The organism is Bradyrhizobium sp. HKCCYLS3070 (genome assembly GCF_051167575.1).
GTDB lineage: Bacteria > Pseudomonadota > Alphaproteobacteria > Rhizobiales > Xanthobacteraceae > Bradyrhizobium.
This window is the reverse complement of the sequence record NZ_JBNPTI010000006.1, coordinates 268348-287595: the sequence shown is the minus strand read 5'-3', so window position 1 is coordinate 287595 and position 19248 is coordinate 268348. Positions and strand designations below refer to the sequence as shown.

The window sequence follows — 19248 nt, the reverse complement described above, 5'->3', positions numbered from 1 at the left end:
TCGTTGCGACATCATCGCGTCCGGACGGAGCGAGCCGGGGGCGCGGTGAGTTCGGAGACGAGAATGCGTAAGACGATGACATTGGCAGCCGTGCTGGCGGGGCTGGGCGGCCTCTTGGCCATGTCACAAGCCAGCCGGAACGCAGCGCCCACGCTGGTGCCGGTGGCCCGTGCCGTTGACGGCGGTCTTGGAGCTGGTCTTGGAGCCTACCCGCATCTTGCGGCGCTGCATGCGCGGGCCGAAGGCGAGCCGCTGAGCTACGAGCCGGCCCGCCGGGAGCGCGAAGGCGACGACGACGATCAGGACGAGTCGCGGCGGTGAGGCAAACCGGCTCTGCCGAAGCACTGACCGGAGCTAAGCCGGCAGTCCCGCTTCGTACCAGCGACGCGTCGCCCTGACGATGCGCACGACCGAGAGCATCACGGGGACTTCGACGAGAACCCCGACGACGGTCGCGAGCGCAGCCCCCGAGTCGAGCCCGAACAGGCTGATCGCGGCGGCAACCGCCAGTTCGAAGAAATTGCTGGCGCCGATCAAGGCGGCCGGAGCCGCGACGCACCAGGCCACGCCGAGCCGGCGGCTCAGCCAATAGGCGATCCCCGCGTTCAGATAGACCTGGATCAGGATCGGCACGGCAAGGATCGCGATGACGACCGGCTGCTTGAGGATCTGCTCGCCCTGGAAGCCGAACAGCAGCACGAGCGTACCGAGCAGCGCTGCGAGAGAGACCGGTTGCAGCACCCGCAAGGCGCGCTCCAATGCCCCGTCCGTGCTACGCAGCAACGCCCGGCGCCAGAGTTGCGAGACGATGACCGGCACGACAATATAGAGCAGCACCGACAGCAGCAGGGTGGTCCAGGGCACCGAGATCGAGGCGACGCCGAGCAGCAGGCCCACCAGCGGCGCAAACAGGAACACCATGATGACGTCGTTGAGCGCGACCTGGCTCAGCGTGTAGTGCGGCTCGCCGTCGCACAGATTCGACCAGACGAACACCATCGCCGTGCACGGCGCCGCCGCCAGCAGGATCAGACCGGCCACGTAGGACGACAACTGGCCTGCGGGAAGCATCGGCGCGAACACGTGGCCGATGAAAACGCTGCCGAGCAGAGCCATCGAAAACGGCTTGATCGCCCAGTTCACGACCAGCGTGACGCCGATGCCGCGCCAATGCTCCTTCACATTGCCGAGCGCGGCGAAATCGATCTTCAGCAGCATCGGAATGATCATCAGCCAGATCAGAGCCGCGACCGGCAGATTGACGCGCGCCAACTCCGCCGACGCGACAGCCGCGAACAGCCCCGGCATGAGATGGCCGAGACCGATGCCGACGATGATGCAGAGCAGGACCCAGACCGTCAGATAGCGCTCGAAGATCGTCATCGGATCAGGCCACGTCGGAGCGGAACGACGTTGCGCCCTCGCCCGTCCCGATCTCGCGCAGCCGCGTGCCCAGCGACATCGAATCGATGCGACCGAGCGGCAGATTGACGAAGGCGTCGATCCGGTTCTTCAGATAGCGGAAGGCGGTCGTGAACGCCGCGAGCTTCGCCAGCTCCGTGCCTTCGGCCGCCGCCGGATCCTCGATGCCCCAATGCGCAGTCATCGGCTGCCCCGGCCAGATCGGACACGCCTCGCCGGCGGCGTTGTCGCAGACCGTGAAGACGAAATCCATTGCCGGCGCGCCGGCGGCGGCGAACTCGCTCCAGCTCTTCGAGCGCAGATCGTCGGTCGGATAGTCCATGCGCGCGAGCGTCTCGAGCGCCAACGGATGCACCGCGCCCTTCGGCGTGCTGCCGGCGGAAAAAGCGTGGAAGCGGCCCGCGCCGTCCTTGCGCAGGATCGACTCGGCCAGCACCGAGCGTGCCGAATTTCCGGTGCAGAGGAACAATACATTGTAGATGCGGTCAGACACGGCTCTTCTCCTTGCGCTTCGGCGGACAGCACGGGGTGAGACTTGCGATGACGGGCGCGCAGACCTCCGGCCGGCCGCCGCAGCAGTCCTGCAGCAGGAACAGCGCGACCTTCTGAAACTGCGTGAGATCGGCCCGGTAGACGATCGAGCGGCTGTGCCTGATCGAACTGACGAGGCCGGCGCGCGCCAGCACGGACAGATGCGCCGACAGCGTGTTCTGCGGCACCTCCAGCAGACGTGCGAGCTCGCCGGCCGGCAGACCGTCGGGCTCGTGCTGCACCAGGGTGCGAAAGGCCTGCAGGCGCGTCGGCTGCGCCAGCGCCGCCAAGGCCAGAACGGCTTGCTCGTTTTCCATATATCCAGAACTATCGATATGATGATCCGGCGTCAAGGCTGACGAGTTCGAATGGTCCGTGTCGACGATCGGGAGACGCGGCGCCCGAAGGCTCACCGCAAGCGCAGGCGGGTGCCATCGACGGTGAGCTCGCCGTCCCGTTCCATGCGTGCCAGCGCACGATAGAGCGCCTCATGGGTGACGCCGAGCTCGGCGGCCCAGTCCTTCTTCGACCGGCCGAGCTCGACCTCGCCGCCCTCCCCCTCGGTCTCGATGAAATGCACGATCCGCTCGCGCGCCGTCTTCAGGCTGAGCCGCTCCGACTGCGCCCGGACCTTGCGCAACTCGCGGGCGAGATGATCGCACCATCGGTCCCCGATCTCGGGACGACGCAACGCTTCGGCGAAGGCCTCGCGGTCGATCGCGAGCAGCGCTGAGTCCTGTGTCGCGACGGCGTCGCAATGATACGTTGACTGATCGAGGCTGGCCTCGGCGAGAAAGCCCCGGCGGGCCCGCTGCAGGACGATGTCGTCGCCGGCGCGCGAGCGGCGCACCAGCCTCACCTCGCCGGTCAGCACGAAGAACATCGCCCGCGGCCGATCCCCCCGGCAGAACACCGTGCCCTGGCGCGGCACCTGGATGCGCCGGGCCTGCAACCGCGCGGCCGCGGGCAGCGCGGCGAGCAACGGCGACAGCCGTGCAAGAGCGCGCCAGTCGAGCGACGGGCGCGTGCCCTCGAGCGAGAGATGGAAGGTCCTCGGCATATGATCAGGATCATATGCGCCGCCCGGCTGCGCGGTCTAGGGAAGACGCCACCGCGTTCGCCCGAATGGGAGGTCCTCATGCGCCTGCGTCTCGCCGCCATCACGCTGGCCCTTGTTGCGTCCGCCGGCATCGCCACGGCGCAGCACCACGGCCATCACGACCACGGCAGCCATGGGGCGCTTCCGCCAGACCAGCGCGAGCGGGTGGCGTTTCCGCCCGATCTCGCCGAGCACACCCTCGCCAACATGCGCGACCATCTGCTGGCGCTGCAGCAGATCAACGACGCGCTTGCGGCGGGCGAGCCGGACAAAGCCGGCCAGATCGCCGAGCAACGCCTGGGCATGAGCTCACTGCGCCTGCACGGCGCCGCCGAGGTCGCCGGGTTCATGCCCCAGGGCATGCAGGAGGCCGGCACCGCCATGCACAAAGCGGCGAGCCGCTTCGCCATCGAAGCGCAGAATGCGGGTGTGACCGGCGACCTCAAGCCGGCGCTGAAGGCGCTCGGCGAGACGATGGCGGCCTGCGTCGGCTGCCATGCCGGCTACCGGCTGCGATAGCGCGCCGGACAACCGACCGCGCGCGGCGCGCACTCATGGATATTTCCAATATTCTAGAAATATCGTTTGACTCCGGCGGGCCGCATGCCGCATCCTCCACACCATGAAGCTCGATGACGCCGCTGCCCGCCTGGAAGCCCTCGGCAATACCACGCGCCTGAAGATCTACCGCGCGCTGGTGCGCGCCGGGCATGCCGGGATGCCGGTCGGCCGGCTGCAGGAGCGGCTGAAGGTCCCGGCCTCCACGCTGTCGCACCACGTCAAGACGCTGGTCGCGGTCGGGCTGATCTCGCAAATGCGCGAGGGCACGACGCTGGTCTGCCATGCCGAATATGACGTGATGCGCTCCCTGCTCGGCTTTCTGGTTTCCGAATGCTGCGTCGAGGAGCGCGACTGCGGCACCGCGAGGCCGGCGGCCTGATGATTTCGCCCTTTAATTCGATACTTCTAGAAATATAGGAGGAAGTACATGACGGACGCCAAGACGGTCGCAATCATCGGCGCCGGCCCGGTCGGGCTGGCGGCAGCAGCCCATGCGCTGGCGCGCGGCCTGACCCCGGTCGTGCTGGAAGCGGGTCCGGAAGCCGCGCATGCGGTGCGGCAATGGCAGCACGTCCAGTTGTTCTCGCCGTGGAAGTACAACATCGATAGCGCGGCGGCACGGCTGCTCGCTGCGACGGGATGGAATTCGCCCGAGCCCGAGGCCTATCCGACCGGGCACGAGCTGATCGAGACATATCTGGCACCGCTGGCGACGCGCACTGCGCTGCGCGACGTCGTCAGGACCTCGCATCGCATCACCGCGATCAGCCGGGCCGGCTTCGACAAGGCCACGTCGAAGGGACGCGCCGATGCGCCGTTCGAGATCCGCATCCACAACGGCAAGGGCGAGGCGGCGCTGCAGGCCGACGCCGTTATCGATGTCTCCGGTGCCTGGTTCTCGCCCAACCCTGCCGGCCATAGCGGACTGCCCGCGCTCGGCGAAGCCGCGCATGCGGCGCGCATCGCCTACGCGATGCCGGACGTCCGAGGCGCGCAGCGCAGCCGTTATGCTGGCAGGACGGTCGCGGTGCTCGGCGCCGGCCACTCGGCGATCGGCACCCTGATCGACCTGGCCGCATTGGCCGAGGTCGCGCCGGGCACGCAGGCGATCTGGCTGTTGCGCGGCGACGATCCCGCGAAGGCGTTCGGCGGCGGCAGCGCCGACCAGCTCGCCGCGCGCGGCGAACTCGGCCTGGCCTTCGCCGCGCTGGTACGTTCGGGCCGCATCCGGCTCGAGCCCGGCTTCGGCGTCACGGGGATCACCGATGAGGACGGCCGGTTGCGGATCGCCGCGGACGGCGACCGCCGCATCACCGCCGACGAGCTTATCGTCGCCACCGGCTTCCGCCCCGATCTGTCGCTGCTCGCGGAGCTGCGCCTGCGGCTCGATCCCGCGATCGAGGCTCCTGTTGCGCTCGCGCCATTGATCGATCCGAACGAGCATTCCTGCGGCACGGTGCGGCCGCATGGCGCGCGCGAGCTGGCGCAGGCCGACGAGCCCGGGTTCTATCTCGCCGGCATGAAGAGCTATGGCCGCGCGCCGAACTTCCTGATGATGACGGGCTATGAGCAGGTCCGTTCGATCACCGCCGACATCGCCGGGGACAAGGCCGCCGCGCATCGTGTCGAGTTGAAACTGCCGGAGACCGGCGTCTGCACCCGCGGCGGAGTGGAGAGCATTGCAGCCCTGCCCGGCTGCTGTGGCGGACCGGCGCCATCGGGCGTAGACAGTTGCTGTGCCGATGACGCCAAAGCCAAGCTGGCTGGCCGCAGCGGCTGCGGCTGCTCATGACGCCGAGCCAAGGAGAGGTCGACGGGAATGCAGGCAAGACGGCTGGGCGTGGTCATCGCTCTCGGCACCGCCCAGACGCTGGCCTGGGGATCGAGCTACTATCTTCCCGCCATCCTCGCCGACCCGATCGCCAGGGATCTCGGCCTGTCCAACAACTGGTTCTTCGCCGCCTTTTCCGCCTCGCTGATCATCTCCGGCCTGTTGGGTCCGCGCATCGGCCGCCAGATCGACCGCGTCGGCGGCCGCCAGGTGCTGTGCGCCTCCAACATCGTGCTGGCGATCGGGCTCGCACTGCTCGGCCTGTCGCATTCGCTGTGGGTGATGGCGCTGGCGTGGCTGTGGCTCGGCGTCGGCATGGGGCTCGGCCTCTATGACGCCGCGTTCGGCGCGCTCGGGCGCATCTACGGCAAGGACGCGCGCGGCGCGATCACCGGCATCACCCTGATCGCGGGCTTCGCCTCGACCGTCGGCTGGCCGCTGAGCACATGGGGGCTCGCGACGATCGGCTGGCGCGAGACCTGCTTCGCCTGGGCGATCGCGCATCTCGTCATCGGCCTGCCGCTCAATTTGTCGCTGCCGCGGGCGACCGTGATGGCGCCCGGCGATATCCCGACGGGCAAGCCCAACATCCCGCTCGACCGCCCGATGGTGCTGATCGCGTTCGCGATGGCGGCGGCCTGGACCGTGACCGCGGCGATGGCGGTGCATCTGCCGCGGCTGATGCAGGCGTTCGGCGCGACGCCCGCGCAAGCCTTGTTCGCCGGCATGATGATCGGGCCGGCGCAGGTCGCGGCGCGCGTGTTCGAGGCCGGCTTCCTCAGCCGCTTCCATCCGCTCGCCTCGGCGCGGCTCGCCTGCATCACCCATCCGATCGGCGCCGTGACGATCGGGCTGTTCGGCGGGGGCGCCGCGGCGGCGTTCGCGCTGCTGCACGGCTCCGGCAACGGCATCCTGACGATCGCTCGCGGCACCCTGCCGCTCGCCATCTTCGGCCCCGTCAACTACGCCTACCGGCTCGGCCTGATCGGGGCCCCGTCGCGGATCTGCCAGGCCTTCGCGCCGCTGCTGTTCGGCCTGCTGATCGATGGGCTCGGCCGCGGCGTGCTGATCGTGTCGGCGAGCCTCAGCCTGTCGGCGCTCGCCGCCCTGATGCTGCTGCCGGCCGAGCGCGCCGAGACGGCGGTGCCGCTCGACACCACCGACAAGGCGGCTTGAGCCGGTAGCCCTTTCTTAACCAGCTTTCTGCGCCCACCGCTCACCGTGCCGCTGCGGACGGGCATCCATGAGCGCATATACGGAAAGTTGAAGGTTGGATTGAAGGATACCCGTGGTCATACGGGGGTCATTCACGACACGATGGCATTGCAGCGCAAACACATGCTTCGCGTCGGGGCGGTGGCCGCCTGCGTCGGGATCTTCCTGGCCGGCGCCGATTTCGCCGTGACCGCGCTGATCGGCAACCAGACCGCGCGGCAGCTCAGCGAGCTCAGCAAGGTGGCGCTGCGCCGCTCCGAGGCGGCCATCGACTCGGCCGGATCGATCCTGAACCGCCTGATCGCGAAAGGTCCGATGGACTGCAGCGCCGTCGCGCTGCAGGCGCTGCGCCTTCACGTCTATCAAGGCACCATCATCAAGGACATCCGCACCGTCGACCGCGACGGCGCGGTCGAGTGTGCGGCCTATTCCGAAACGCTCGAATTCGACAATGGCTGGGCGCGGCGCGACGAGATGTTCAAGTCCGCCGACGGAGAGCTGCGGCTGTTCCGCGTCGAGCAGTTCACCGGCGCCGCGTTCGGCGTGATGCGCGACATCGACGCGCAACGGTCTCTGGCTGCGATCCTGCGCCTCGATGGCAACCTGCTGGACGTGATGCCGGTCGGCCTGCGCGCCGAGAGCAACGTCACCCTGACCCTGCCCGATGGCGAGCAGGTGGCCGGCTATCATCCCGATGCATCCGCCAAGTCTCCGGCGCAGACCGTCGCGTTCACCACCGTGTCCGACCGCTATCCGCTGCAGGCCACGATCCATGTGCGGCCGCAGAGCCTGAGCACCCGCGGCGACCTCGCTTATCTCCTGACCATGCTCGCCGCCGGCACGCTGGGCGGCATGTTCGGCCTGCTGCTGGCGAGCTATCTCAGCCGGCCGGTGGACCCGGTCGCCGAGCTCGACCGCGCGCTCGCGGCCAACGAGTTCAAGCCCTACGTACAGCCGACCTTCCGACTGAAGACCGGCGACATCGTCGGCTGCGAGATCCTGGCACGCTGGGAGAAGCCGGACGGCCGGCTGATCCCGCCGATGAGCTTCATCCCGCTCGCCGAGACCACCGGCCGCATCGAGAAGCTGACCTGGCAGCTTCTCAAGACCGCCTTGCGCGAACTGCAGCCGGAGATGAAGCAGGACAAGCTGTTCAAGCTGTCCGTCAACATCACCCCGCGCCATCTGCTCGGCGACCGCTTCATCGACGATCTGCGCAAGACGGTCGCGTCGTCGTCGGTCTCTACCCGCCAGGTCGTGCTCGAGGTCACCGAGCGCGAGGAGCTCGCCGATCTCGCCAAGGCGACTGATGTCGTAAGGGAGCTCAGCGAACTCGGCTTCCGCGTCGCGCTCGACGACGTCGGCATCGGCCATAGTGGCCTGTCCTATATCCAGCGGCTCGGCGCGCGCATCCTGAAGATCGACAAGTTCTTCGTTGACGCGATCACCCGCGACCAGTCCGCCATCGTGGTGGTGCAGATGCTGGTGGCGCTGGCGCGCGAGCTCGACATGTCCGTGGTCGCCGAGGGCATCGAGCATCAGGAGCAGGTCGATGCGCTGATCGCCTGCGGCGTCGAGGAAGGCCAGGGCTACCTGGTCGCGCCGCCGCTGTCGCTCGGCCGCTTCAAGCAGTTCCTCGACGTGCGCCGGGCCTCGGCCGTTCCCGGCCAGGCCGGCGAGCCGGAACTGGCCGCGTGACGGCGAGCCCGCGCGCGTCGGGCACGCGCCTCACTGCCGGGTCATCTGTCCGCGGATCTCGCCGCCCGGATTCGCCTGGGTGTGGACGTTGGCGTACCATTTGCCGGCCAGCAGATCGGCCGCCTGCGCATCGGTGATCACGGCGGAGCCCGTGATCGGCGGCTCCGGGCTCTTGAACGGCAGCACGATGCCGGCATTCTTGCCGGGCTCGCTAGGACCGTGGAAATGCGCGCCGATCGGCGGCCCGCTGAGGCCGGAGAAGGTAACCTTCCAGCTTAGCGTCTTGGTTGCGGTGTCGAAGCTCGCTTCGGCCGCGCCCGACGCGGCGGATGCGTTCGGCGGCACCTCGTTGGCGGCCTTGAGCTCAGACTTTAAGATGACGGTTTCGGCGCGAGCCATCGGCGCGGCCGCGACCCAGGCGACGGCGAGCAACGCCAAATGAACGAATGTCCGTCCCATGGTTTTCCTCCTAATTCCTTATGTGCAGTCTCAGTGTTCGAGACCCCACGGGCAAGCTGATATTCCGTGGAACGCATTAACACCCCAGGCATGAGCAGCGGCCCCGGCCGCGTTGATTGAACAATCCCGACCCCTGTGCCAAACAGGACGGGAACACAAAGGCCTCGAAAGAAAGCCATGGCGGATCGAATGGTTGCTTCCAGGACGGCGCGCGGCAAGGTGGGGCGGCCTCCGCTCGAACGTGCCGGCGAGGTTGAGGAGCGCATTCTCGACGCGGCAAAGACGGTGTTCCTCGCAAACGGCTTCGAAGGCGCGAGCGTCGACGAAATCGCGCAGACCGCGCGCGCCGGCAAGCCGACCATCTACGCGCGATTTCCCAGCAAGGCCGCGCTGTTCGCGGCCGTCATCGGCCGCCAGGCCGCGCGCAACACGCAGTATGAGAACCTGGTGCCGCAGGGCCGCACCTTCCGCGCCCGGCTGATCAGCCTCGGGCTCACCTTGATCGAGCGCGCCTTCGTCGAGGACACGATCGGCCTGATGCGCACCGCGATTGCGGAAAGTCCGCGCTTTCCCGAGCTGACGCTCGAGATCCAGGACACGGCGCGCAAGCGCGCCACCTGCAATGTGAGCCACGCGATCGGCGAGCTCGCGCGCGCCGAAGGTCTCGCCGGCAAGGGCGCGTTCTCGGCCGACCGCATCGAGGACAGCGCACGGATCTTCCTCGATCTCGTCGTGTTCGCCGTGTTGATCCGCAGCCTGCTCGGCGAGGACATGCGCGCCCTGAAGAAGGAAGCCCAGGCGCATGTCGAGAAGCGCGTCGACTTCTTCCTCGCCGCGACGACGTGATCCTAAATCTTTCTGTCCTTGCGCAGCTCCGGAAAGATCGTCTCGTCCTGCAGGATCACGTCCGCGGTGCGCTGATAGTGCGCGGTGAGCAGCGCAACCGCGCGTTCGGTGTCGGCGTCGAGCACGGCGTTCACGATGTCGGCGTGCTCGTCGCCGACGGGGCGTGACGGAAACGCCTTGCGGATCGACAGCCGGCGGTAGCGATAGAGCTGGTCGGCAAGCTGGCCGCAGAACGCGATCAGCGACTGCGAGCCGCAGTTCGAGATCAGGACCCGATGATAGATCCGGTGCAGCCTCTCCCACTCCGGATTGTCCTCGAACGTCGTCGCGCTGAGCGAGCGCGGCGCGCGGCTGAGCCGATGCTGCGCCAGCACCAGTTGCTCCTCCCAATCGGGCGTCGCCGCCGCCATCGACTCGCGCAGCGCCAGCGCCTCGACCCAGCAGCGCGTCTTGGTCAGTTCGGCGAGCTCGGCGCGGCTGATGTCCTTGACGTAAAAGCCGCGCTGCTCGCGCACCTCTACCAGTCCGTCGGCAGTCAGGCGGTTGAGCGCCTCGCGCAGCGGTGTCTGCCCGGTCTGATAGGTCTCGGTCAAAAACCGCATCTGCAGCTTGCGCGATGGCGCCAGCCGGCCGGACAGCAGGTCCTCGCGCAGCCGGTCATACACATGACTCGCCTGCGTCGACGGGCCTTGCCCCTCGGCCTCCAAAACCGCATCCACGCCCGATCTCCTCTGAATCAGACGACATGTATAGAGCGAGGCTGCAGAACATAAAATTTATAAATTCTGATTGATTTCGATTTTTTATGTAATAAAAGGGGCGAGCCGGTTTCGCCGGCCAGGAACAGAAACGTCGCGCGTCCTCACCCGGGCATCGCGCAGGAGGACACGCTCATGACCCGGTTTCCGGTCGCGGCTCTGCGCAGCGTCGATCTGGGCACGCCAGATCTCGCGCGTTCGGAAGCGTTCTATCGACAGACCTGGGGGCTGGAGCGCGTCGCGGAAGCCCCCGGCATCGTCTACCTCCGCGCGACCGGCAGCGACCATCATGTCGTGGCGCTGCACCAGAGCGAGCGCACCGAGCTGCAGGCGGTGACTTTCCGCCTCGCCGAGTCCAGTGATTTCGATGCCATCAGCCGCAACGCCATCCATGAAGGCGCGACGCTGATCGCAGCGCCGGCGCCGAACCCCGGCCCCGACGGCGGCGTGATCATGAGCCTGCGCGGCCCCGAGGGCGGCGTGCTGCGCTTCGTGCATGGTGACATCAGGCACGACGCCAGGCCGCCGCGGCCCGAGCTCCCGGAGCGGCTCGCCCACGTCAATCTCAACAGCACCGATGTCGATCGTTCGGCGGCCTTCTACGAGAAGGCGCTCGGCTTCCGCCTGACCGACCGCTCCGCGGCGATGGCCTTCGTTCGCTGCAATTCGGACCACCATGCCGTCGTGATCGCTGCGGCGAAGGTCAACGGGCTCAACCATGTCGCCTTCCTGATGCCGACCTGGGAAGGCGTGATGCGCGGTGCGGGCCGCATGATCGATGCCGGCCATCCGATCGCGTGGGGCGTCGGACGCCACGGCCCCGGCGACAATGTCTTCGCCTACTTCATCGATCCCGTCGGGACCGTGATCGAATACACCGCCGAGGTGCTGCAGGTCGACGACGACTACGTCGTGCGCGGCCCGGAGCATTGGGTCTGGCCGCCCGGCCGCACCGATCAATGGGGCATCGCTCCGCCCAAGGCCGAGCACGTCAAGTCCGCGCAGCTCGCGGTCGGCTACGCCGCCTGACTCGTTTTCCAACTCCAGAGTTTCCAGATCCATGTCCGCCACGTCAGATCACAAGCATTTCGAGGCCGTGATCGTCGGCTTCGGTCCGACCGGCGCCATCGCCGCGAGCCTGCTCGGCATGCAGGGCATCAAAACGCTCGCGATCGACCGCGCTGTCGAGATCTACGACAAGCCGCGCGCGATCGCGCTCGATCACGAGATCATGCGGCTGTTCGACAATCTCGGTATCGCCGAACAAGTCAGCCGGTACGTCGCGCCGTTCCCGGCGTCCGAGCATTTCGGCGCCCAAGGGCAGTTGATCCGCCGCATCGACATGGTCGGCGAGCCCTATCCCCTCGGCTACACGCCGAGCATGGTGTTCACCCAGCCGCCGGTCGAGCAGGTGATGCGCGATCGTGCTCGCCGCTGTCCTTCCGTCACGGTCGAGCTCGGCACGACCCTCGTCACGATCCGGCAGGATGCGACGGCGGCGACCGTTGTGCTGCAGCGGGCGGACGGTACAGTTCGCGAGGTCACCGCCGACTACGTGATCGGCTGTGACGGCGCCTCCAGCACCGTGCGCCAGCAGCTCGACATCAGCTTCGACGATCTCGACTTCGACGAGCCGTGGCTGGTGGTCGATCTTCTCGTAAATGACGGCGGTGTCGGCAAGCTTCCGGCCACCGCGGCCCAATTCTGCGATCCCGCGCGTCCGACCACCTACATTATCGGCCCCGGCAACCATCGCCGCTTCGAGATCATGCTGCGAGCGGGGGAAGACCGCCACGCGATGGAGCAGCCGGAGCAGGTCTGGCGTTTGCTCTCACCCTGGCTCAGGCCCGAGGACGCAACGCTGTGGCGCGCGGCCAGCTATCGCTTCCATGCGCTGGTCTCACGCCGCTGGCGCCAGGGGCGCGTCCTGCTCGCCGGCGACGCCGCGCATCAGCAGCCGCCCTTCATCGGCCAGGGCATGTGCCAGGGCCTGCGCGATGCAGCCAATCTGTGTTGGAAGCTCGCGCGCGTGTTGCGCGGCCAATCGACCGCGGCGCTGCTCGACAGCTACGAGATCGAGCGCAGCACGCATGTGCGCGAGCTGACCACGCGCATCAAGGCGATCGGCCGCGTCATCTGCGAGCAGGATCCGGAGGCCGCAGCGGCACGCGACGCGCGTATCCTTGCCGAAGGCGGCGGCGCGCCGCGCACCATCACCCGGCAGGAGATCGTGCCGCCGCTGACGCAGGGACTGCTCGCGACCAAGGCAAATGCGGCCAACGGCACGCTGTTTCCGCAGCCCTGGATCGTCGGTGATGGCGGGCGTGCCCTGCTCGATACCGTCGCCGGCACCGGATGGCGGCTGGTCATCGACGGGCGGGGCACGCTGAACTCGAGCGCGATCGACGCTGCCACCCGCGACGCCGGCATCAGTCTGATCGCCATCGGCGGTCACGGCCTGCACGAGGAGAGCGCCGTCGTCGCACGCTGGTTCGAACGCCACGGCTGCGGCGCCGCGCTGGTGCGACCCGACCATTATGTCTACGGCGTCGCGACGGACGCGCCAGGGCTCGCCTCGCTGCTGAGCGAGCTGAACCAACGACTGCACTCATCATAACAAGAGACTATCAAACGGGGAAACGCCATGACGACAACATCGGACACCGCCAGACCCAATGTGGGAGGACGCGCGATCGCCGTCCTCATCATGCTGTTCCTGTTCCAGACGCTGAACTTCTTCGACAAGCTGGTATTCGGCCTCTCGGCCGTGCCGATGATGAAGGAGCTGGGCTTGAGCCCGAAGGAGTTCGGGCTGATCGGCAGCAGCTTCTTCCTGCTGTTCTCGCTGTCGGGCATGGCGGTCGGCATGTTCGTCGTCGGCCGCTTCCCGGTGAAATGGCTGCTCCTGATCATGGCCGGCGTCTGGTCGGCGACGCAGATCCCGATCTTCTTCTCCGGCTCGATCGCCGTGCTGGTGATCTGCCGCATCATCCTCGGCGCCGGCGAAGGGCCTGGGCTGCCGACCGCGCTGCACGCCTGCTACAACTGGTTTCCCGCCGACCGGCGCAGCGTGCCGAGCGCCGTGGTGCTGCAGGGCATCAGCGTCGGCCTCTTGGCCGGCGGTCCGATCCTGACCTATGTCATCGTGAGCTATGGCTGGCGCACCGGCTTCCTGTTCTGCGGCCTGCTCGGGCTGGCCTGGATGCTCGGCTGGTTCTTCATCGGCGGCGAAGGACCCTACTCCGCCCATGCGCCGGAGGCTGCGGCGGCCAAGGACAAGGCGTTGCCGGCGCGCGTGCTGTGGGCCGATCCGACCGTGATCGGCGTCATCATCATGTCGACCGCGTCGTACTGGATCGTCGGCATGTCCGCGACCTGGCTGCCGCCCTATCTGCAGCTCGGGCTCGGCTACAAGCAGGTCGATGTCGGCTGGATCATCTCAGGGATCTATCTGTTCCAGTCGCCGCTGCTGCTCGGCGGCTCCTGGCTGACGCAAGTTCTGCAGCGCAAAGGCTTCAGCTTGCGTGCCTGCCTCGGCCACGCCTCCGGTCTCGCGCTGCTCGCCGCCGGCTGCGCACTGCTGTTGAGCATCGTCACCTCGGGCCCGCTGCAGCTCGCCTGTATCGCGATCGCCTTCGCCGCACCGAGCCTCACCACGATCTTCGGCCCCGTCGCGCTCGGCGCCGTGGCGCCGGCGATCCAGCGCGGCCGGCTCATCGTCGTGATCTATTCCGGCAACGCGGCATCCGCGCTGGTGTCGAATGCGCTCACCGGCTGGATCGTCGGCGAGGCCGGCGGCAACGCGCCGCTTGGTTACGCCCACGCCATGACCTTCACCGCCGGCGTGCTGATCGTTGGCGCCATCTCGGCCTTCGCGCTGATCTTCCCGGAGCGCACCATCGCGCGCTTCGCGAAATCGGCGCAAGAACCGGCTTCTCCCTCCGCCGTAGCGGCGGTTTCGACCTGAGGACATCGGATGAGATTTGCAAGCTTCACCATCGACAATGCGCCGACCTGGGGACTGGTCGAGGGCACTGACATCGCCGATCTCGGTGCTGTCCTGCGCGACCGCTTCCCGGATCTGAAATCGGCGATCGCAGCGGACGCGCTGAAGGAAGCGGCTGCAGCGGCCTCGGGCGCAAGGCGGTATCCGCTCTCGGCCATCAGCTTCCTGCCGGTGATTCCGAACCCGGACAAGATCCTCTGCATCGGCCTGAACTACGAGACGCACCGCAAGGAGACCGGCCGCTCCGAGGTCGAGAACCCCACGGTGTTCGGCCGCTTCGCCAACAGCCAGACCGGGCATCTCACCGACATCATCCGCCCGCGCGTCTCGACCGATCTCGATTTCGAGGGCGAGCTCGCCATCGTCATCGGCAAGCCCGGCCGCTACATCCCGCGCAGCGAGGCTTGGCAGCACATCGCCGGCTATGCCTGTTACAACGAGGGCAGCGTGCGCGACTTCCAGCGTCACACCCACCAGTTCACGCCGGGGAAGAATTTTCCCGCGACCGGCGCGTTCGGCCCGTGGCTGGTCACGCCGGACGAGATCGACGATCTCGGTCCGCTGCGGCTGCAGACCCGACTGAACGGCGAGGTGGTGCAGGACGCCACGATCAGCCAGATGATCTTCGATATCCCGCGCCAGATCGAATACTGCTCGTCGTTCACCCGGCTCGAGCCGGGCGACGTGATCGCCACGGGGACGCCGGGCGGCGTGGGGTCGCGCCGAACACCGCCGCTGTGGATGAAGCCGGGCGACGTGGTGGAGGTCGAGATCGACCGCATCGGGCTGTTGCGGAACGGCATCGCCGACGAGGCGGTGTAAGCGCCCCTGATGTTCTTGACCGTCATTCCGGGGCAGCCCGTCAGGGCTGAACCCGGAATCTCGAGATTCCGGGTTCGATGCTTGCCATCGCCCCGGAATGACAGCCGAACAACAGTGCCTACTCAATGCGCCATCGCCGGCCCGCCGCCGAGCTTGACCTTGCGGAGCGTCAGCGCCAGCGGAATCGCCGACAGCGAGATCAGCATCAGCGCCCAGTAGACGTCGACATAAGCGAGCAGCGACGACTGCATCTGCACGGTCTGGCCGATCCAGGCGAGCGCCTGCTGCTGCGCCTGGACCAGCGAGCTGCCATGCGCGGTGAAGTAATTGGTCACCTGGTGCAGCGTGTCCTGATAGGCCGGATTGGATGGAATCGCATTCTCCACCAGCCGGCTCTGGTGGAACTGCCCTCGATGCGCCAGGATGTTGGCGGCCAGCGACACGCCGATCGAGCCGCCGGTGTTGCGCGCGGCGTTGATCAGCGCCGAGGCCTGGTCGGTCTTCTCAGGCGGAATGCCGTTGTAGGACGCGGTCGTGATCGACAGGAAGATCAGCGGCAGGCCAATTCCGATCAGCATGCGGGATTCGGCGAAGAACCAGAAATCCACATTGGCGTAGACCCGGGTGAGGTCGTACATCGCGAACGCCACGACGGCCGCGCCCGTCATGATCATGTATTTCGGCTGCACCTTGCCCGAGAGGCGCCCGACGACGAACATCATCGCCATCGTGACGAGGCCGCCCGGCGACAGCACGAGGCCGGCCCAGGTGGCGGTGTAGCCGAAATCCTGCTGCACCATCTGCGGCAGCATCTGCGTGGTGCCGAGCAGGATCGCGCCGGTCGCCAGCATCACCAGGAAGCTGGCGCCGAACTGGCGCGACGCCAGCATGCGGACATCGACCGTCGGATTTTTCTGGTTCATCTCCCACGGGATCATCGCGATGAAGGCCGCGACGCAGACCGCGGCGGTCACCATGATGAAGCGCGAGTCGAACCAGTCGTCCTCCAGGCCACGGTCCAGCATCAGCTCGAGCGCGCCGAGAAATGTCGCGACCAGCACGAAGCCGACCACGTCAAAGCCATGCGCCTGCTTGCGCCGCTCGGCCGTGACCTCTTCTGGCTCCTTGAGGATGAGCCCGATCAGGATCATCGCGGCGACGCCGACGGGGCCGTTGATCAGGAAGCACCAGTGCCAGGAGACGTTGTCGGAGAGATAGCCGCCGAGCGTCGGACCGACGACGGGCGCGACCACGACGGCGACGCCGAACAGCGCGAACGCCTGGCCGCGCTTTTCCGGCGGGAAGGAGTCGGCGAGGATCGATTGCGCCACCGGCACCATGCCGCCGCCGCCGAGGCCCTGCATGATCCGGAACAGCAGCAGCACCTGCAGATTCCAGGCGAAGCCGCACAGCACCGAGCTCAAGGTGAACAGGCCGAGGCACAGCAGGAAGAAGGTCTTGCGGCCGAAGCGCTTGGCGAGATAGCTCGAGGCGGTCAGGATGATCGCGTTGGACACGAGATAGGTCGTCACCACCCAGGAGGATTCGTCCTGGCTGACGCCCATGCCGCCGGCGATATAGGGCAGTGCGACGTTGGCGATGGTGGTGTCCAGCACCTCCATGAAGGTCGCGAGCGCCACCAGCACCGCGATGATCCACGGACTGCCTGCGGATCGCGACGCGGCGAGAGGAGCAGCCTCACTCATGGCCGACCTCTCTCACAGCACGGCCTTCAGCCGCTCATAGAGCGACGGCTTGGGATCGACGCGAACGGTCGGCACCACCGACATGCCCGGGCCGAGCGCGACGTCCGTCGGCGGATCGTCCATGTCGATCTTGACCGGCACGCGCTGCACGATCTTGACGTAGTTGCCGGTCGCATTCTGCGGCGGCAGCAGCGAGAATGCCGGGCCCGAGCCGGACTGCACGCTCGCGACGTGGCCGCGGATCTCGCGCTCCGGATAGGCATCGATCTCGAGGGTCACGGGCTGGCCGGGTCGCATCTCGTCGAGCTGGGTTTCCTTGAAATTGGCGGTCACCCAGACGTCATCGGGCACGAACATCGAAAGCGCCGTCCCTTGTGCCGCGAACTGACCATCGGCGGCGCTGAGATTGACAATGCGGCCGGACTGCGCCGCGGTCACGGTCGTGTACGACAGATTGAGCTGGGCCTGGTCGCGCTGGGCCTGCGCCTGAGCGAGATTGGCGTCGGCGCTCTCGTGCTGCGCCTTCAGCGACTCCAACTGGCGTTGCGCGACCGAGAGGTTGGCCTGCGCCGAGGTCAGCGCCGCCTTCTGCTGCTGGAGCTGCGATGTGTATTGCTGCTCGCTCTGCACCGTGCCGGAGCCGGTGCGGGCGAGGTCCTGATAGCGCTTGGCCTGCTGCTCTGCGAAGGTCAGCCCGGCCTGGGCCTGCTCGACCTGGGCCTGGCCCGCGGTGATCTGCGCCTGCTGCACGTCGATCTGCGCATCGATGTTGCGGATCGCCGCCTGCGCCGACTTCACCTGCGCATCGGCCTGCGCCAGCGCGGTCTTGTAGTCGCGATCGTCGATGCGCGCGATCACGTCGCCGGCCTTGACGTGCTGGTTGTCGGTGACCGGGACGGCGGTGATGTAGCCGGAGACTTTCGGCGCAATGGAGAACTGGCGGGCCGCGATGAAGGCGTCGTCGGTGGTCTCATAGTGACCGGCCGCATCGTAGTAGACGTAGCCGCCGGCGCCGACGGCGAGCAGCAGCACGAGACCCAGCGCTGCCCCGAGCGGATGCCGCCGGATCAGGCTCCTCCGGGACCCCTCCTGGCGCTCCCCGTGCTCCGTCGGCGGCGGGCCGGGCTCCGCCGCCGGCATCTTGGCCTCGACCTGCTGCCGAGGCTCGCCGGAGGCCCGCCCGCGCCATTGCTGCACGGCCCGATCGCGGGCCGAGACCGCCGGATCGTCGTTGGCCGCCGATGGGACCTCGGCCGACGACAGAGCTTGCCGTGTCATCACGTCTCCTTGAATAGAACGGAACCGTTTCGTTTCTATAATTGGGCGTAAGGCAGGTGGGACGCAATGGCGAGCCGCGATGCGGACGGCTAAACTTTTCGTCATTGAAGGCCGCCGGCGCGCGTTCCGCTGCGCCTTCACCGCGGTCCGCCGTCAGCAACGTCAACTGCGTTCCGCCGCCGCGGTTGCAGTCTCACGTCATCGCGATGGCTCGATGAACTCGGGCAAATACAACACGCGCACACGGCTGCCGCCGGCGGCGCCGGCACCGCACGTCCGGCCGGCGCGCGGCACCGGCCCCTGACGGCGTTCTCAGCGCGCCGGCTCCGGCCCGGCGAGACGCACGGCGAGAGCCAGCGCGCCGATGACCGGCGGCACGACGAAGCACCAGCTGCCCAGCCGCACGAACAGCAGCGCGGCGGCGCCGCAGCCGAGCGCAAAGGCGAGCACGTTGATGGCCATCTGCATGAGCCGCGCCGGCGGCGACGCCTGGCCCTTGTCGCCGACATAGATCCTGTCGGCGAGGTCGATCATCACCTGCGTGGTGGTGCCGGTCATCAGGGTCGAGGGCGGCGAACTCGGCAGATGGATCCGGTGCACGGCATTCTGGATTGCCATCGCCGCGACCAGCACCATGCCGGTGATGATTGCCTCGCGGCTGTCGCCATTGTGGAACGGGCCGAAATGGATGGCGAGCACGGCGCCGAGGACGAGCAGCACCAGCTTGACGCCGATCAGGATCTCGAAGGCGCGTGACCACCGCCGCGACAGCAACGTGCCGGTCAGCCGCGTCGCGATCACGACCACGCAGAACACCGGCAGCGCCAGCAGCTTGGCTATCGCGCCCGAGGTCCCGAGCGCCAGCGCCGCGCCGAACGTCACGAAGTTGCCGGTAACATGCGCCGTGAACAGGCCCTGCAGCGCCAGGAACCCGGCGGTGTCGACATAGCCGGCATTGACGCTGAGCAGCAGCGGCACCACGTTGCGGGACTCGAATTGCGACATGTCGTCCTACT

At 67.5% G+C, this 19248-nt stretch carries 20 protein-coding genes; 11 read left to right on the top strand and 9 right to left on the bottom strand.

All coding sequences use genetic code 11. From position 1 onward, the window contains the following. The first annotated feature begins 63 nt into the window (after positions 1 to 63). Positions 64 to 321 (top strand): hypothetical protein, encoded by a 258-nt coding sequence (locus ACQR03_RS21150; protein ID WP_434841839.1) that lies wholly within the window; start codon positions 64 to 66, stop codon positions 319 to 321. A 33-nt stretch (positions 322 to 354) separates the two neighbouring features. Here ACQR03_RS21150 and arsB read toward each other — a convergent pair whose 3' ends face one another. From arsB to ACQR03_RS21130, 4 genes are all read right to left on the bottom strand, one after another. Further along, on the bottom strand, positions 355 to 1383 hold the full coding sequence (gene arsB, locus ACQR03_RS21145) for an ACR3 family arsenite efflux transporter (protein WP_434841838.1): 1029 nt from the start codon (positions 1381 to 1383) through the stop codon (positions 355 to 357). Between the two features lie 4 nt (positions 1384 to 1387). Next, entirely contained in the window at positions 1388 to 1915 is a 528-nt protein-coding gene (locus ACQR03_RS21140) for an arsenate reductase ArsC (protein WP_434841837.1), read from the bottom strand. Further along, on the bottom strand, positions 1908 to 2270 hold the full coding sequence (locus ACQR03_RS21135; RefSeq protein ID WP_315712722.1) for an ArsR/SmtB family transcription factor: 363 nt from the start codon (positions 2268 to 2270) through the stop codon (positions 1908 to 1910). Before ACQR03_RS21135 ends, ACQR03_RS21140 begins: the two co-directional genes overlap by 8 nt. Positions 2271 to 2362: 92 nt before the next feature. Next, positions 2363 to 3013 carry a Crp/Fnr family transcriptional regulator gene (locus ACQR03_RS21130; RefSeq protein ID WP_434841836.1) on the bottom strand — a complete coding sequence of 217 codons (651 nt, stop codon included), beginning with the start codon at positions 3011 to 3013 and terminating at the stop codon, positions 2363 to 2365. Between the two features lie 78 nt (positions 3014 to 3091). Here ACQR03_RS21130 and ACQR03_RS21125 point away from each other — a divergent pair, with 78 nt between their 5' ends. From ACQR03_RS21125 to ACQR03_RS21105, 5 genes are all read left to right on the top strand, one after another. Then, entirely contained in the window at positions 3092 to 3571 is a 480-nt protein-coding gene (locus tag ACQR03_RS21125) for a hypothetical protein (RefSeq protein WP_316169667.1), read from the top strand. A gap of 103 nt (positions 3572 to 3674) precedes the next feature. Then, on the top strand, positions 3675 to 3992 hold the full coding sequence (locus ACQR03_RS21120) for an ArsR/SmtB family transcription factor (protein ID WP_315712726.1): 318 nt from the start codon (positions 3675 to 3677) through the stop codon (positions 3990 to 3992). Positions 3993 to 4040: 48 nt separating this feature from the next. After that, on the top strand, positions 4041 to 5405 hold the full coding sequence (locus tag ACQR03_RS21115) for an NAD(P)-binding domain-containing protein (RefSeq protein ID WP_434841835.1): 1365 nt from the start codon (positions 4041 to 4043) through the stop codon (positions 5403 to 5405). A 27-nt stretch (positions 5406 to 5432) separates the two neighbouring features. Further along, positions 5433 to 6620: an MFS transporter gene (locus tag ACQR03_RS21110; protein WP_316167148.1), complete on the top strand. Its 1188-nt coding sequence runs from the start codon at positions 5433 to 5435 to the stop codon at positions 6618 to 6620. Positions 6621 to 6782: 162 nt separating this feature from the next. Then, positions 6783 to 8357, top strand: a complete 1575-nt coding sequence (locus ACQR03_RS21105) for an EAL domain-containing protein (protein ID WP_434841834.1) — start codon at positions 6783 to 6785, stop codon at positions 8355 to 8357. A 30-nt stretch (positions 8358 to 8387) separates the two neighbouring features. Here ACQR03_RS21105 and ACQR03_RS21100 read toward each other — a convergent pair whose 3' ends face one another. Continuing rightward, positions 8388 to 8816 carry a CHRD domain-containing protein gene (locus tag ACQR03_RS21100; RefSeq protein WP_434841833.1) on the bottom strand — a complete coding sequence of 143 codons (429 nt, stop codon included), beginning with the start codon at positions 8814 to 8816 and terminating at the stop codon, positions 8388 to 8390. A 189-nt stretch (positions 8817 to 9005) separates the two neighbouring features. Here ACQR03_RS21100 and ACQR03_RS21095 point away from each other — a divergent pair, with 189 nt between their 5' ends. Continuing rightward, positions 9006 to 9662 carry a TetR/AcrR family transcriptional regulator gene (locus ACQR03_RS21095; RefSeq protein WP_315753189.1) on the top strand — a complete coding sequence of 219 codons (657 nt, stop codon included), beginning with the start codon at positions 9006 to 9008 and terminating at the stop codon, positions 9660 to 9662. Positions 9663 to 9664: 2 nt separating this feature from the next. Here ACQR03_RS21095 and ACQR03_RS21090 read toward each other — a convergent pair whose 3' ends face one another. Further along, positions 9665 to 10381 carry a GntR family transcriptional regulator gene (locus ACQR03_RS21090; protein WP_315828184.1) on the bottom strand — a complete coding sequence of 239 codons (717 nt, stop codon included), beginning with the start codon at positions 10379 to 10381 and terminating at the stop codon, positions 9665 to 9667. A 174-nt stretch (positions 10382 to 10555) separates the two neighbouring features. Between ACQR03_RS21090 and ACQR03_RS21085 the strand changes: the two genes are divergently transcribed. Genes ACQR03_RS21085 through ACQR03_RS21070 form a run of 4 tightly spaced genes read left to right on the top strand, consistent with a single transcriptional unit; the run spans position 10556 to position 15248 of the window. Next, positions 10556 to 11449 (top strand): VOC family protein, encoded by an 894-nt coding sequence (locus ACQR03_RS21085; RefSeq protein ID WP_434841832.1) that lies wholly within the window; start codon positions 10556 to 10558, stop codon positions 11447 to 11449. Between the two features lie 31 nt (positions 11450 to 11480). Next, positions 11481 to 13037, top strand: coding sequence for a bifunctional 3-(3-hydroxy-phenyl)propionate/3-hydroxycinnamic acid hydroxylase (locus tag ACQR03_RS21080; RefSeq protein WP_434841831.1), 1557 nt, complete (start codon positions 11481 to 11483; stop codon positions 13035 to 13037). A gap of 27 nt (positions 13038 to 13064) precedes the next feature. Beyond that, positions 13065 to 14387: an MFS transporter gene (locus tag ACQR03_RS21075; protein WP_316167151.1), complete on the top strand. Its 1323-nt coding sequence runs from the start codon at positions 13065 to 13067 to the stop codon at positions 14385 to 14387. Between the two features lie 9 nt (positions 14388 to 14396). After that, positions 14397 to 15248 (top strand): fumarylacetoacetate hydrolase family protein, encoded by an 852-nt coding sequence (locus ACQR03_RS21070; protein WP_315753194.1) that lies wholly within the window; start codon positions 14397 to 14399, stop codon positions 15246 to 15248. 122 nt (positions 15249 to 15370) lie between these two features. On the opposite strand, the gene ACQR03_RS21065 is transcribed toward ACQR03_RS21070, so the two are convergent. The 3 genes from ACQR03_RS21065 to ACQR03_RS21055 all read right to left on the bottom strand — a co-directional run bounded on the left by ACQR03_RS21065 (position 15371) and on the right by ACQR03_RS21055 (position 19237). Beyond that, positions 15371 to 16954: a DHA2 family efflux MFS transporter permease subunit gene (locus tag ACQR03_RS21065; protein ID WP_315753195.1), complete on the bottom strand. Its 1584-nt coding sequence runs from the start codon at positions 16952 to 16954 to the stop codon at positions 15371 to 15373. 12 nt (positions 16955 to 16966) lie between these two features. Further along, positions 16967 to 18232: an HlyD family secretion protein gene (locus ACQR03_RS21060; RefSeq protein WP_315753196.1), complete on the bottom strand. Its 1266-nt coding sequence runs from the start codon at positions 18230 to 18232 to the stop codon at positions 16967 to 16969. Positions 18233 to 18544: 312 nt separating this feature from the next. Beyond that, complete coding sequence (locus ACQR03_RS21055; RefSeq protein WP_315753197.1) at positions 18545 to 19237, bottom strand: YoaK family protein; 693 nt, start codon at positions 19235 to 19237, stop codon at positions 18545 to 18547. Positions 19238 to 19248: the final 11 nt, after the last annotated feature.

What these genes read in the sequence shown, in the direction of transcription:
- ACQR03_RS21095 (WP_315753189.1), top strand. Translation starts at nt 9,006, where the DNA reads ATGGTTGCTTCCAGGACGGCGCGCGGCAAGGTGGGGCGGCCTCCGCTC.
- ACQR03_RS21055 (WP_315753197.1), bottom strand. Translation starts at nt 19,237, where the DNA reads ATGTCGCAATTCGAGTCCCGCAACGTGGTGCCGCTGCTGCTCAGCGTC.
- ACQR03_RS21115 (WP_434841835.1), top strand. Translation starts at nt 4,041, where the DNA reads ATGACGGACGCCAAGACGGTCGCAATCATCGGCGCCGGCCCGGTCGGG.
- ACQR03_RS21080 (WP_434841831.1), top strand. Translation starts at nt 11,481, where the DNA reads ATGTCCGCCACGTCAGATCACAAGCATTTCGAGGCCGTGATCGTCGGC.
- arsB (WP_434841838.1), bottom strand. Translation starts at nt 1,383, where the DNA reads ATGACGATCTTCGAGCGCTATCTGACGGTCTGGGTCCTGCTCTGCATC.
- ACQR03_RS21135 (WP_315712722.1), bottom strand. Translation starts at nt 2,270, where the DNA reads ATGGAAAACGAGCAAGCCGTTCTGGCCTTGGCGGCGCTGGCGCAGCCG.
- ACQR03_RS21070 (WP_315753194.1), top strand. Translation starts at nt 14,397, where the DNA reads ATGAGATTTGCAAGCTTCACCATCGACAATGCGCCGACCTGGGGACTG.
- ACQR03_RS21150 (WP_434841839.1), top strand. Translation starts at nt 64, where the DNA reads ATGCGTAAGACGATGACATTGGCAGCCGTGCTGGCGGGGCTGGGCGGC.
- ACQR03_RS21085 (WP_434841832.1), top strand. Translation starts at nt 10,556, where the DNA reads ATGACCCGGTTTCCGGTCGCGGCTCTGCGCAGCGTCGATCTGGGCACG.
- ACQR03_RS21060 (WP_315753196.1), bottom strand. Translation starts at nt 18,232, where the DNA reads ATGACACGGCAAGCTCTGTCGTCGGCCGAGGTCCCATCGGCGGCCAAC.
- ACQR03_RS21120 (WP_315712726.1), top strand. Translation starts at nt 3,675, where the DNA reads ATGAAGCTCGATGACGCCGCTGCCCGCCTGGAAGCCCTCGGCAATACC.
- ACQR03_RS21075 (WP_316167151.1), top strand. Translation starts at nt 13,065, where the DNA reads ATGACGACAACATCGGACACCGCCAGACCCAATGTGGGAGGACGCGCG.
- ACQR03_RS21065 (WP_315753195.1), bottom strand. Translation starts at nt 16,954, where the DNA reads ATGAGTGAGGCTGCTCCTCTCGCCGCGTCGCGATCCGCAGGCAGTCCG.
- ACQR03_RS21130 (WP_434841836.1), bottom strand. Translation starts at nt 3,013, where the DNA reads ATGCCGAGGACCTTCCATCTCTCGCTCGAGGGCACGCGCCCGTCGCTC.
- ACQR03_RS21125 (WP_316169667.1), top strand. Translation starts at nt 3,092, where the DNA reads ATGCGCCTGCGTCTCGCCGCCATCACGCTGGCCCTTGTTGCGTCCGCC.
- ACQR03_RS21105 (WP_434841834.1), top strand. Translation starts at nt 6,783, where the DNA reads ATGCTTCGCGTCGGGGCGGTGGCCGCCTGCGTCGGGATCTTCCTGGCC.
- ACQR03_RS21100 (WP_434841833.1), bottom strand. Translation starts at nt 8,816, where the DNA reads ATGGGACGGACATTCGTTCATTTGGCGTTGCTCGCCGTCGCCTGGGTC.
- ACQR03_RS21110 (WP_316167148.1), top strand. Translation starts at nt 5,433, where the DNA reads ATGCAGGCAAGACGGCTGGGCGTGGTCATCGCTCTCGGCACCGCCCAG.